This is a genomic window from Planomicrobium soli (assembly GCF_003014655.1).
In the GTDB taxonomy this organism is placed as follows: domain Bacteria; phylum Bacillota; class Bacilli; order Bacillales_A; family Planococcaceae; genus Planococcus; species Planococcus soli_B.
Genome location: NZ_PYAT01000006.1, coordinates 208,163 through 221,012 on the forward strand (window position 1 = coordinate 208,163; position 12,850 = coordinate 221,012).

General features: G+C 40.8%; 15 protein-coding genes and 1 pseudogene. 15 read left to right on the forward strand and 1 reads right to left on the reverse strand.

The features are described 5' to 3' along the window. The first annotated feature begins 290 nt into the window (after window positions 1–290). From kduI to B0H99_RS09920, 13 genes and pseudogenes are all read left to right on the forward strand, one after another. Window positions 291–1,121 (forward strand): 5-dehydro-4-deoxy-D-glucuronate isomerase, encoded by an 831-nt coding sequence (gene kduI, locus B0H99_RS09860; RefSeq protein ID WP_106533498.1) that lies wholly within the window; start codon window positions 291–293, stop codon window positions 1,119–1,121. A 36-nt stretch (window positions 1,122–1,157) separates the two neighbouring features. Then, window positions 1,158–2,120 (forward strand): C-terminal binding protein, encoded by a 963-nt coding sequence (locus B0H99_RS09865; protein WP_219905820.1) that lies wholly within the window; start codon window positions 1,158–1,160, stop codon window positions 2,118–2,120. A 17-nt stretch (window positions 2,121–2,137) separates the two neighbouring features. Continuing rightward, a complete protein-coding gene (locus B0H99_RS09870) occupies window positions 2,138–3,172 on the forward strand; it encodes a TRAP transporter substrate-binding protein (RefSeq protein ID WP_106533499.1) in 1,035 nt (344 codons plus the stop codon). A gap of 24 nt (window positions 3,173–3,196) precedes the next feature. Continuing rightward, on the forward strand, window positions 3,197–3,688 hold the full coding sequence (locus B0H99_RS09875; protein ID WP_106533500.1) for a TRAP transporter small permease: 492 nt from the start codon (window positions 3,197–3,199) through the stop codon (window positions 3,686–3,688). Window positions 3,689–3,707: 19 nt separating this feature from the next. Beyond that, the gene (locus B0H99_RS09880; RefSeq protein ID WP_106533501.1) at window positions 3,708–5,021 is read left to right on the forward strand and encodes a TRAP transporter large permease; all 1,314 of its coding nucleotides are present in this window, start codon (window positions 3,708–3,710) and stop codon (window positions 5,019–5,021) included. A 63-nt stretch (window positions 5,022–5,084) separates the two neighbouring features. Next, window positions 5,085–6,092, forward strand: a complete 1,008-nt coding sequence (locus tag B0H99_RS09885; RefSeq protein ID WP_106533502.1) for a zinc-dependent alcohol dehydrogenase — start codon at window positions 5,085–5,087, stop codon at window positions 6,090–6,092. A 15-nt stretch (window positions 6,093–6,107) separates the two neighbouring features. Next, window positions 6,108–6,863 (forward strand): 2-dehydro-3-deoxy-D-gluconate 5-dehydrogenase KduD, encoded by a 756-nt coding sequence (gene kduD / locus B0H99_RS09890; RefSeq protein ID WP_106533503.1) that lies wholly within the window; start codon window positions 6,108–6,110, stop codon window positions 6,861–6,863. Between the two features lie 78 nt (window positions 6,864–6,941). Beyond that, on the forward strand, window positions 6,942–7,706 hold the full coding sequence (kduD, locus tag B0H99_RS09895; protein ID WP_106533504.1) for a 2-dehydro-3-deoxy-D-gluconate 5-dehydrogenase KduD: 765 nt from the start codon (window positions 6,942–6,944) through the stop codon (window positions 7,704–7,706). Between the two features lie 29 nt (window positions 7,707–7,735). Next, on the forward strand, window positions 7,736–8,683 hold the full coding sequence (locus B0H99_RS09900) for a sugar kinase (RefSeq protein ID WP_106533505.1): 948 nt from the start codon (window positions 7,736–7,738) through the stop codon (window positions 8,681–8,683). Between the two features lie 43 nt (window positions 8,684–8,726). Next, the gene (locus B0H99_RS09905) at window positions 8,727–9,347 is read left to right on the forward strand and encodes a bifunctional 4-hydroxy-2-oxoglutarate aldolase/2-dehydro-3-deoxy-phosphogluconate aldolase (RefSeq protein WP_106533506.1); all 621 of its coding nucleotides are present in this window, start codon (window positions 8,727–8,729) and stop codon (window positions 9,345–9,347) included. Between the two features lie 155 nt (window positions 9,348–9,502). Next, window positions 9,503–9,811: a hypothetical protein gene (locus B0H99_RS09910; protein WP_106533507.1), complete on the forward strand. Its 309-nt coding sequence runs from the start codon at window positions 9,503–9,505 to the stop codon at window positions 9,809–9,811. A gap of 350 nt (window positions 9,812–10,161) precedes the next feature. Continuing rightward, window positions 10,162–10,578, forward strand: coding sequence for a hypothetical protein (locus tag B0H99_RS09915; RefSeq protein WP_106533508.1), 417 nt, complete (start codon window positions 10,162–10,164; stop codon window positions 10,576–10,578). 119 nt (window positions 10,579–10,697) lie between these two features. Continuing rightward, window positions 10,698–11,140, forward strand: a pseudogene (locus tag B0H99_RS09920) (SDR family NAD(P)-dependent oxidoreductase). Between the two features lie 64 nt (window positions 11,141–11,204). On the opposite strand, the gene B0H99_RS09925 reads toward B0H99_RS09920, so the two are convergent. Continuing rightward, the gene (locus B0H99_RS09925) at window positions 11,205–11,645 is read right to left on the reverse strand and encodes an NUDIX hydrolase (protein WP_106533509.1); all 441 of its coding nucleotides are present in this window, start codon (window positions 11,643–11,645) and stop codon (window positions 11,205–11,207) included. Window positions 11,646–11,779: 134 nt separating this feature from the next. Between B0H99_RS09925 and B0H99_RS09930 the strand changes: the two genes are divergently transcribed. Both B0H99_RS09930 and B0H99_RS09935 read left to right on the forward strand, forming a co-directional pair. Next, a complete protein-coding gene (locus B0H99_RS09930) occupies window positions 11,780–12,022 on the forward strand; it encodes a hypothetical protein (RefSeq protein ID WP_106533510.1) in 243 nt (80 codons plus the stop codon). Window positions 12,023–12,125: 103 nt separating this feature from the next. Then, window positions 12,126–12,827 carry an aspartate/glutamate racemase family protein gene (locus B0H99_RS09935; RefSeq protein ID WP_106533511.1) on the forward strand — a complete coding sequence of 234 codons (702 nt, stop codon included), beginning with the start codon at window positions 12,126–12,128 and terminating at the stop codon, window positions 12,825–12,827. Window positions 12,828–12,850: the final 23 nt, after the last annotated feature.

Here is a 12,850-nt window from a genome sequence, read left to right on the forward strand (position 1 = left end):
GGTTCTATTAATATAACAGATGTTTGAGAATTCCTGTAGAATCTTGAGTTTTATAAAATCTTACTTTATCCATATTTGATAAATAATAAATTTATTTCAAATTATTGTTGAAATAACCAACCGAGGATGTATAATTAATTTATGGAACAGTGTTCTACAATACGGAACAAAGTGTAACATATCTTTTACAGGAAAATAAAGAACAAAGTGAGCAACAAATTATTTTTTTATTTAACATTGAAAGCGCTTTATATAATGAGTTTCTAAACAATTCAAAGAGGAGAGATAAAATGAAAGTTCTTTATGCACATCATCCAGAAGATTTTAAAACGTATACAACAGAAAAAATAAGAGATCAATTTTTGATGGGAACAGTATTCCTTGCAGATCAGGTGGAACTGACATACAGCCACGTTGACCGCATTATCTATGGTGGAGCTATGCCTGTTGAAAAGGCTTTAACACTGGATGCAGGAAAAGAGTTGGCAGCAGAATATTTCTTGGAGCGCCGGGAGATGGGCGTCATTAACATCGGAGGTCCAGGAAAAATTGTATTAGACAATGAAGAATACGCTTTAGGCAATAAAGATGCCATCTATATCGGACGTGGCACTAAAGAAATTTCCTTTGAATCTGATAATCCTGAAACGCCAGCAAAGTTTTACATAAACTCTTGTCCAGCCCATAAAAAGTACCCAACCGTGAAGGTAGGTTTGGACCAAGCCATAGCCCGTCCTATGGGACAAGATGCTTCAATGAATAAACGGACAATCTATCAGTTAATTCATCCGGATGTACTGGAATCATGCCAATTGAGCATGGGAGTAACCGTTTTGGAGGAAGGCAGTGGCTGGAACACAATGCCTTGCCATACACACGAAAGAAGAATGGAAGTCTACTTTTACTTCGACATGGAAGAAGATACGCGAGTATTCCATTTGATGGGACAGCCTACTGAAACGCGCCACATTGTGATGAGCAATGAACAAGCAATCCTATCTCCTAGCTGGTCAATCCATTCAGGGACAGGAACAAGCAATTACACGTTTATTTGGGGAATGTGCGGAGAAAACCTGGATTTTGACGACATGGATCATGTTGCAATGAAAGACCTTCGTTAACTTTTGGAGCTGCTGTTTTGAAAGGGGAGAGAGAACATGAGTCTGCAAGTGATAATTACCGATTGCGACCATGAAAATATTAATATCGAAAAAGCGATATTCGATGATTCACAGATTTCTTTTGCGCTAAAAACATGTATAACTGAGCAAGATGTTATCGATAACTGCCAAGAGGCAGCAGTTTTTCTTAATCAATATGCGCCCATTACGAGACGAGTGATGGAAAACCTGCCAGAACTGAAAATGGTTATCCGCTATGGAGTTGGAGTAAACAATGTGGATGTGGAAGCGGCAACTGACCTGGGCATCCAGGTCTGCAACGTTCCCGACTATGGGATGCATGAAGTGGCGGATCATGCATTAGCTTTAATGTTAGCGCTTACTCGTAAAGTGTCGCTTATGAATGACCAGGTGAAAAAGGGGAACTGGGACTACCAATATGCGATTCCCATTTTTAGGCACAGCCAACAAGTAGTCGGAATTATAGGTTTAGGAAGAATAGGAACCGCTTTCGCCCACAAGGTCCATGGATTAGGGTGCCGGGTAATTGCCTACGATCCCAAGAAAACAAATCTGGAAAACAAATATGTTCCGGAGTTTGTAGAAATGGTTGACTTGGAAATGCTTTTAACGCAATCAGATGTGATTTCTATTCATTGTCCATTAGAGACCGCCAGAAATCTGATTGATAAGGAAGCGTTGGAAAAAATGAAATCCACAGCCTATTTAATAAATGTTTCGCGCGGTGGAATTATTAACGAAGACGATCTGGACCACTGTTTAAAAGCTAAAAAAATTGCTGGAGCGGCACTGGATGTAGCTGCAAAAGAGCCTTTGGGGAAGGATTCACCTCTTTTGCAACACGATAATCTTTTGTGTACACCTCATATGGCATGGTATTCAGAACAATCGGCAGTTGAACTGAAAAGAAAAGTTGCTGAAGAAGCGGTTCGCTTTTTAACAAGTGAACAAGTGAAATACCCAATAAACCAATTATGAAAAAGGGGATGGAAGAAATGAAAAAACAGTTTAAAATGTTCGCTCTTGTTACAGCTTTTGCATCAATGACGGTTCTTGGAGCATGTGGGAATTCTTCGGATTCCGGCAGCGGCAGCGCAACTTCTGAAGGCAATGTCGAGACTCAAGTTTTGAAAGTGGCTTTTAACCAGCCAGAAAACCATCCGCAATACAAAGCGATGGAAGATTTCGGAGAGAAGTTAAAAGAAAAAACAAATGGTGCATATGAAATTGAACTTTATCCAAACGAACTTCTTGGTGCTCAACGCGAAACTATTGAACTTGTCCAATCTGGAACAATCGGAATGTCGATAGTTGCCGGCAGTTTGCTGGAAAGCTTCAATGAAGATTTTTCCGTTTTCAATCTTCCATATGTATTCGACTCAAAAGAACATCAAATGTCGGTATTGAATGATCCTGAAATTGTAGGAGATCTTTATACTTCAATCGAAGATCAGGGCTTAACAGTACTAGGCGCATTTCATGGTGGAGTCAGAAATGTCTATAACAAAACAAAGCCCATTGAAACACCTGAAGATTTAGCTGGACAGAAAATCCGCATTATCGAAAGTGATACAAATCTTAAAATGATGAATGCTATGGGCGGAGTCGGTACGCCACTTGGCCAAGGTGAAGTATATACAGCCATTCAATCAGGCGTATTGGATGGAGGAGAAAATAACGAATTAATTTATGCGAATTTAAAACATGTTGAAATTGCTCCATATTATTCGTATACAAAACATTTAATGCTTCCTGACTATGTTGTAATCGGCACAAAAATAGTAGATGGAATGTCTGAAGAACACAAAGCAATTTTCGAAGAAGAACTTTCTGCTGCTGTCGATCTTGAAGTAGAACTTTGGGAAGAAGATACACAAGCTGCCATCAAAGTTGCAGAAGATGCTGGCGCGAAATTCAATGAAGTGGACACAACAGTCTTCCAAGAAGCAGTTCAACCTGTAGTTGAAGAAAAACTTATAACTGATACAGCAAAAGAGTTGTATGAAAAAGTACGCGCAGCAGTTAAATAAGTAAGTGAGCAACGGAGTGATTATATGGAGTTCTTAAAAAGAGGTTTAGATAAAGTTCTAGGGATTTTCTGCATCATCTTGTTCGCCTTTCTGGTTTTACTTGTAACATGGCAAGTGATCACTCGGTTCGTTTTTAATGAGCCGAGTGTTTTCTCAGAAGAGCTTGCTAAGTATTGTTTTGTTTGGCTGGTATTGTTTGGATCGGCCTATGTTTTTGGCGAAAATGGGCATATGTCCATCGAATTTATCCGCGAAAAATTTCCTGACAAGCTAAAAATGGCGGTTGAAGTATTCATTGAACTTGTAATCATTGCTTTTGCGGCTTTGATTCTCATTAAGGGAGGATACGCTGTAACTGAACTTGCTTGGACCCAGCTTTCAGCTTCCTTGCAAATACCGGTTGGCTATCTATATGCAGCTATGCCGACAAGTGGAGTCTGCATTATCTTCTACTGCATATATAACATTTCATTGATATTTCAAAAGAAAAAACCTTTAGAAGAGATTCAACTCTAAGGTTAGAGGAGTGTATCAAATGGACGTTGCTGTTCAAGCCGCACTGATTCTTTTTATCGGTGTAGCTTTTCTTTTAATTATCGGTGCTCCAATTAGTATCAGTGTAGGAGTAGCGTCAGCTTTGGCGATGTTTACACTTTTAGAAATGGACAACGGGGCATTGACATCTGCGCAAAGAATGTTCACCGGAATGAACTCTTTCACTTTGCTGGCGATTCCGTTTTTCATATTGGCCGGAGTCATTATGAATAATGGCGGCATAGCCATAAGGCTTGTGAATTGTGCAAAAGTATTGAGTGGGAGATTGCCAGGATCATTAGCTCATACGAACGTAGTGGCAAATATGCTCTTTGGTTCAATTAGCGGTTCGGGTGTTGCAGCCGCAGCAGCGGTAGGCGGAACCATGACTCCTCTGCAAGAAAAGGATGGATATGATAAGCACTTTAGTGCAGCCGTCAATATTGCTTCAGCTCCTGCAGGAATGCTTATTCCGCCGAGCAATACATTGATTGTTTATTCGTTGATCAGTGGAGGGACCTCGATCTCAGCTTTATTTATGGCAGGATATATCCCAGGCATTTTATGGGGGCTGTCTTGCATGATAGTGGCTTTCTTGTACGCACGGAAAATGGGCTATAAAAGCGAAGCACGCGTCACTTTTAAACAGGCGTTGCTTGTGTTTTTGGATGCAATCCCGAGTCTGTTATTGATAGTAATTGTAATAGGCGGCATCATAGGCGGGGTTTTCACTGCAACTGAAGGATCGGCGATAGCTGTTGTGTACTCCCTGTTACTTTCTTTTGTTTACCGAACGATAAAAGTAAAAGACTTGCCGAGAATTTTATTGGAATCAACAAAAACTACATCAATTGTAATCTTTTTAATAGGCGTATCTTCGGTTATGTCATGGGTTATGTCGTTTACCAATATTCCTGGAATCATCGCTGATTTGTTATTAGGATTCACAGATAACATGATTGTCATACTGTTGATCATGAACATCGTGCTGTTGATTGTGGGAACATTTATGGATCCGACACCAGCTGTTTTGATTTTTACACCTATCTTTTTGCCGATTGCATTAAGTTTCGGAATTGACCCTGTTCATTTCGGAATTATCGTTGTCTTCAATCTTAGTATCGGGACTATTACTCCACCAGTAGGGCCAGTGTTATTCGTCGGTACAAAAATCGCGAATTTGCGAATTGAAAATGTAATTCGGCCATTGATGCCCTTCTTTATCGCGACGATTGTAGTGCTAATGTTCATCACTTATATACCTGAATTATCTATGAAATTACCAGAGCTTTTTGATTTAGTTACACCTAAATGACGTTAAACAGATTAAAGAAGCGTATTGACCAAATACTTATTTCTCTACTAGGAAGTGAAATTGATGAAGACAATCGTATATGAAGGTCCCCAGACTGTTTCATTTAAAGAAATGGAAATACCGGAATTAACAGAAGGCTGGGCTTTGATCAAATCTTCTCATGCTGGAATATGCGGAAGTGACTTGAACATTTTTTCAGGTGCACATCCGCGTGCGCAAGCCCCTTTAGTATTGGGGCATGAATTTTCAGGGACAATGGCAAAAGGGCATCCAACTATTGAAGAAGGCACTCCAGTAACGGTAAATCCTTTGTTGAGCTGCGGCAAATGCTCTTCATGCAGAAATGGGCAAAGCCATGTATGTGAAAATTTGCGGCTTATCGGTATTGATTGCGATGGCGGGATGGCGGAGTTTGTCAAAGTTCCGATTGAAAACGTAGTTAAGTTGCCCGAAGGTTTGTCGTTGGCATTAGGTGCTTTGGTTGAACCGGTGGCAGTAGCCGTTCATGCAGTAAGACAAGGGAATTATATTCCGGGTGATAATGCAGTAGTCTTTGGCGCCGGAACCATTGGTTTTTGCGTAGGACTGGTTCTGAAAAGTTATGGGGCAAAAAACGTAACGATTGTAGAAACGAACGAACTCCGTTTGGAAAAAGCAAAAGAATTAGGCTTTTCAACGGTCAATCCGTTACAGCAAGATGTAAAAAAGGAAATTCTGGAGAAAACCGGTGGTGTAGGAGCGGATTTTGTATTTGACTGTGCAGGCCATCCATCCGTATTGCCACATGTAACTGGCGTTGCGAAAGTCAGAGGAACAATTGTGATGGTAGCCGCCTATAAAAAACCGGCGGAAGTCGATTTGCTGCAAGGAATGTTCAAAGAACTATCGATGAATTTTATCCGGGTTTACACGCAGAAAGATTTTGTTCTGGCAGCTGAATTACTGCAAGAAAATAGTATGTTTGAAAAAATAATTACTCATGTGTTGCCGGCTGAAGAAGCAAAACAAGGTTTCGATCTTCTGACTCAGAAAACGGATGCGGTCAAGGTGATGTACGAGTTCAATGGGTAAGGAAGTGGTTCCTAGATGAAAGATTTATTTGATCTAACAGGTAAAGTGGCAGTTGTAACAGGTGGAAACCGGGGCTTAGGAAAAGAAATAGCCCTTGGCCTTGCTAATGCTGGAGCAAATATAGTCGTCGTTGCAAGAAAGATAGAAGAAGATGTCATATCGGATTTGGAAAAGCACGGTGTAAAAGCTATAGGAATCAATTTTGATTTATTGAACTTCGATCAGTACAGCAAACTGTGCGATCAAATTGTTTCTAAGATGGGAAAAATCGATATTTTGGTCAATAATGCTGGCGTGCAAAAAAGGCACAACGCTGTAGATTTTCCTAAAGAAGATTGGGATTTTGTTATGGATGTAAATGCCAACGCTTCTTTTTTTCTTTGCCAGACTTTTGGCAAGCACATGCTAGAACAAGGCTATGGAAAAATTATCAATCTAGCTTCTCTCCTTTCCTTCCAGGGTGGTTTACGAGTGCCGGCATACGCAGCAAGTAAAGGTGCGGTCATGCAATTCACCAAAGCACTTTCTAATGAATGGGCTAATAGAGGAGTTAATGTCAATGCAATAGCTCCTGGTTATATGGATACAGAAATGAATACGGCTTTACTTGCAGATGAGAATAGAAACCGGCAAATTCTTGATCGCATTCCTGCGGCAAGATGGGGGCAGGCAAGCGATATGCAAGGAGCAGCGATATTTCTGGCATCCCGTGCATCAGATTATGTACACGGCATTACGATTCCTGTAGACGGCGGATGGTTAGGAAGATAAACCAGTAATAATTCAAGAGACTTGTTAGGACCCTGAAAGTGTTAAGGCTAAGCGCATTATAAATAAGGAGGCAATACCATGTCATTTTCGTTTGATTTTTTTTCATTAAAAGGTAAAACCGCCCTGGTCACTGGAGCACGAACAGGAATTGGACAGGCGATATCAGTTGGATTGGCTGCTGCGGGCGCACACGTTTTATTGTTAGGCCATAGAGATAATTTAGATGAAACAAAAGAAAAGATAGAGAAAATCGGAGGAACGTATGACACGGTTTTAATAGACTTAAGCGATGTTTCTTCTATTCGCGAAAAATTAGCACCTATTTTGAATAAATACGAAATTGATATTCTTGTAAATAATGCTGGTGTTATTCACAGAGAACCCGCTGCAGAATTCAAAGAAGACGAGTGGATGCGCGTAATGGATGTTAATATCAATTCCGTATTTGTTCTGGCCCAAGAAATTGGTAAAACTATGGTGGCAAGAGGATCCGGAAAAATTATCAATATTGCTTCACTGCTTTCTTTCCAAGGCGGATTGTTCGTACCGGCTTATACTGCCAGCAAACACGCTGTGGCCGGTTTAACTAAAGCATTGGCAAATGAATGGGCGAGCAAAGGCGTTCAAGTAAATGCAATTGCACCTGGTTATATTGAAACAAACAATACAGAAGCAATTCGAAAAGATGAAAAAAGAAACCAATCCATTTTGGACCGGATTCCAGCAGCACGCTGGGGAGAAGCGGACGACTTAGCGGGAACGGCGGTTTTCTTGGCTTCGAGAGCCTCAGATTATGTAAATGGACATGTCTTGGTAGTTGACGGCGGATGGATGGGAAGATAAATAACGGATATCACAAAAGGAGTGCCTCTATGGATATAATCACTATCGGGGATGGAATGATTACGTTCGATCCAAAATCAAAAGGACCCCTTCGTTTTGTTAACCAATTCGAACGGAAAATTGGCGGGGCAGAACTAAACGTCATAATAGGATGCGCAAGGCTCGGCATCAAAACGGGCTGGATCAGCAGACTTGGAAAAGATGAGTTTGGTCGCCATATCCTCAATACGGTTAGAGGAGAAGGCATCGATGTTTCTGAAGTCGAACTGATGGAAGGGTATGCAACTTCTTTAAACTTCAAAGAAGTACAAGAATCGGGATCTGGAAAGACGTTTTATTACCGGAAGCATTCCCCAACCGAAACACTTACTCCAGACTTATTGCCTGAGGATTATATAAAAAAAGCTAAAGTGCTTCATGTTACTGGTGTTTTCCCCGCGATTGACGATGTAAACAGTGCTGTAATTCTTAAAGCTCTTCAAGTAGCAAAAGCGAATAATGTAAAAATCTCTTTTGATCCCAATATCCGATTGAAACTATGGTCGAAAGAAAAAGCGCGGGCTACCATATTAACTTACCTTCCATATGTCGATTACTTACTAGCTGGAAGAGACGAATTGGAATTATTGTTTGAAACAAATCATGATGCAAAGCTGATCGAAAAATTGCAGGAGTTCTCTATTGAGCAAGTGGTGATCAAAGATGGAGAAAATGGTTGTTATTTCTTGGAGAAGGATAATTGGACTCATTTTCCAGGGGTTAAAGTTTCAAAAGTGGTCGATACGGTTGGAGCCGGTGATGGCTTTAATGCGGGGTTCTTATATGGAACCATTAAAAAATGGGACCTCAATAAGACGATGCGATTTGCTAATACTATAGGCGCTTTAGTGGTTCAAGTGCCCGGAGACAATGAAGGGCTTCCGTACCTCGAAGAAGTCGAAGAGTATATGGGAGAACGTGAAATGATCGAAAGATAAGAAACGTTAGCATTACACGAATCGATAAAGGAGATATGCAGATATGAATATCGATCAATTGAAATCACTGCCCATTATTCCGGTTTTAAGAAAAATACCGTATGAAAAAAGTGAAGAAATTGTGCAAGCACTTTTCGATGGAGGAATCCGTGCTGTTGAAATCACAATGGAATCAGTTGGAGCAGAATCAATGATCCGGGAGACTTTTGAAAAGTATGGGGAGAAAATGCTTGTAGGAGCGGGAACAGTATTATCAATTGATGACTGCAAGAGAGCAATTGAAGCAGGTGCACAATTTATTGTTTCTCCTGCATTTGACGAAGAAGTGGTGGCTTACGCCGTCAATTCGGGAGTACCTGTTATTCCAGGGGTTTTCACACCGAGTGAAATGCTCCGTGCAGATAAAGCAGGAGCTTTAATGGTCAAACTATTCCCTGCTTCTGTTCTTGGGCCAAGTTTTATAAAAGATGTAAAAGGTCCCCTCGGCCATATCGATATCATCACTACAGGCGGAATCACGAAAGAGACAGCAAAAGGCTATCTCGATGCTGGAGCAGTAGCGATAGGAGCGGGCGGCGCGTTGCTGAAAAAAGAATTAATAGAAGCAAATGACTGGGATGGCATAAAAAAAGAAGCGGAATTATGGCTGAAAAACCTAAAATAAACTTGAACGGTGGTCTTTATAAGCCACCGTTTTTTCTTGTTTATAACTAACCATGTTGGCACGCAAACTGGTTAGCTATATATTTTTCCATGTTTCTGCTCTTCTTCCATGGGTAAAGGAAGGTTGAACAAGTTACTGTACGAGGAGGGGAACTAATGGTTACGAAAAAATGGATAAAAGCTGGGACTGCCACATTTTTATCGATTGGCATGTTGGCTGCTTGCGGCCAAAGCGAGAATAACGATTCGGAAAATGAAAGTAATACAGAGATGAATGAAAATGAGTCTAATGAGAACGAACAGGACGAAAATGAGTCTAATGAGAACGAACAGGACGAAAATGAGTCTAATGAGAACGAACAGGACGAAAATGAGCCTGATGAGAACGAACAGGATGAAAATGAACCGGATGAGAACGAACAAGATGAAAATGAACCGGATGAGAACGAATCAGACGAAAATTAAACAGGTTCGGAGAACTAACGGTTTGATAATAAGAAAGGCAGGCCGCTGTTATCAGCGGCTTTGTCTTTTTTTGCTGTTTGCTGCCGATACATTGTGTACCGCTTATTTTAATCGTGCATCCAGCAAACAGCGATAAATAGGCTTAATCATCAGCCAATAGAGCTATCCGAAAGTTTTAAAGTAAAAAATTAGGGGAATAGAAAACTAACTTTATATAATTTGGCTGGATGTAACAGACAATAGTGCTGTATACAACGCCGAAAAGAATTTTCTAATTCTTTTCGGCGTTTTTTAATTGGAAAGAAAAAGAATGAAAGATTTCGGTTAATACTCCGGGAGGAATGGTTAAAATGGATCGATTGGAACGAATGGCTGAAAAAGTGGGAATACTGATGAAAGCGGAATGCGAACTGCTGGGACAAGAATGCCTAGTTCACAAGCAACGGTCTTTGGTGATTCCTGAAAGCGGCACATATATATCTTGTACACTGGATCTCAACATCTCATTTACAAAATTCAAAGAAGATGGATCTGCTCTGAACGAAGCCTCTATATACCTGCTGCCAGAAGAGCTGCAGAAATTTGAATTCAACCTGATACACTACCCGCTTCCATTGCCAATCCATTACAAGCAGCATGTATCTGCAGGACCGAGCATCCTCTGCTTTCGCATGACATCCAAAGAACCGCCGGAACACTTTGCGCAACGGCTGTCAGCCGCTTTAGAAGGACTTGAGCAAGTGGATGGAGAGCTTTATGTAAATTGAATAACTAGAAAAAGGATCGAGGATGAACTTATAGGTCACTATTTATATACGTGAAAATTCAGAATACTATTGTTGCAATAGAAAACGAAGGAAATTTTTACTATGAGGAGGAATAGTGAATGGATTTAGCAGGTAAAGTTGCGGTTGTGACTGGTGGTGCTTCCGGAATTGGGTTGGCAGCTGCCCGGGCATTTATGGAAAAAGGTGCAAAAGTAGTAATTGCTGACGTGAATATGACCTCTATATTGGGAAGTGTAGGCGAGCCGAATGCTTTTGCTTACAATGCTTCAAAAGGTGCGGTAAATCTCATGACCAAATCTTTGGCTCTTCAATATGCAGATAGAAATATTCGTGTCAATGCTGTCGAACCTGGATATATTGAATCGGAATGGTCAATAGAGATGCGCTGGGTCCGGAGTTTTATGATGGGTTAGTTGCGAAACACCCAATCGGCCGTTTGGGCCGTCCACAAGAAGTAGCGCATGCTATCGTGTTTCTTTGTGAAAATGATTTTGTAACAGCGACAACATTAATGATTGATGACGGATATACGGCTCAATAATCCATTATTCACTGCTAGTATGCAAAAAGGACTTTTCCTCTTGAAAAGTCTTTTTCGCTTTTATTTATATTTTTTTTAGTCCTTCCATGACAGCCCAATAATGATGCTCATGGACAAGAAGTTCCTTCAGCTGCCCAATAGGCACCCATGTCAAAAAATGATCCACTTCTGTAGGGTCCTGAATTTTCTCTCCCAATTCCGCCAAGTAGAAATAACCGTCATTGAGCATCGGCTCATTCTGGGAGGAATGGAAGAACCGCATGGCGGTACCGATAAAAGGTCCGATTTTTATCTCGTGTCCTGTTTCTTCAAGCAATTCCCGGTGCAAACATTCTTCAGGAAGCTCTTGCTCTTCAATGCCGCCTCCAGGAAGAAAATAACGGTCATGGTTCGTTCTGACGATTGCAGCTTTATCTTTGGCAGCATTCAAGATAACAGCATAAGCTCCTTTTCGCAGCAGGTAATCCAAGCCCTCTGTTTTCTCTCCAAACGTTATTTTGTCCATTTAAAGTGCACCTCTTCATTTATTTTCCATTAATTTAATAATACAGCTATATCGAAGGCGGATAAATAGAAATATTCAAAAAACAATGACCCAGTGCTTGAAAATCGGCTATAATCCGAGAAGGGGGTGCTGAAATGGGAAATAAAAGCCATGGCTTAAAATGTGGATGGACATTAATCGCGCATAAAACATTCAAGCTGTTCTCAAATGATAACGGTTATGTTGTCCTAGATCAGGACAGTGACGTAGTGATGCATTTTACTGTTAAAGAGTCGGAGTTTGAAGTAATCAATAACAATTGGGGGCTTAACTATAAAGTAATTCCCGGATTTAAAACGATAAAGTTTTTGAATGTGCCTGAAGAAGAAGAGGAATAAGGCTCTTTTGCCGCTTGGATTAGAAAGAGTGGCTGGGTGGGTAAATAAGACAGGAAAAGAAAAAATGGTTTTATTTCGAATAGAGTTATTGGAGGAGAGCTGAATGCGGAAGCTTGGAATTGTTGGAGGGACGGGACCGGAATCGACGGTGGATTACTACCAGTCGATCATTTCGAAATACCAGGAGAAGGCCGGCAACAAAGAAGATTTGCCTGAGCTTTTGATCAATAGCATCAATATGTATAAAATTTTCACGCTGCTGGAAAATGGACAAACCAAAGAGCTGGCCGATTATTTGACGGAGTCTGTCAAGACGCTTGAAAAAGCGGGAGCTGATTTTGTTGTATTGACGGCCAATACTTCCCATATTGTATTTGAGCAAGTGCAGCAGCAAGTCAGTGTGCCGATGATCAGCATTGTCGAGGAAACCTATAAACGTACTGAAGAGCTGGGTTTGGAGAAGATCGGGCTCCTTGGGACAAAGTTCACAATGGAAAATGATTTTTTCCAAAAGCCGTTTCTTGCTGGTGATAAAACCATTATTGTACCGGCATCCAATGAGCAGCAATTTTTTCATGAAAAGATCGTCAGTGAACTGGAGAAGGGCATTGTAGATGAAAAGACGAAAAAGGCATTCTTGGGTCTTGTTGCCAAGATGATTGAACGGGACGGCATCGAGGGGCTAATTTTAGGCTGTACTGAGCTGCCGCTGATCTTTAAACCGGAAGATTTGGCCATTCCTCAATTGAACACGACTGAAATTCATGTGAAGAAAATTATTGAAGTGATGTTTGATGAAGAATAATCCGGTTGCTTCCGCTCTTCGAG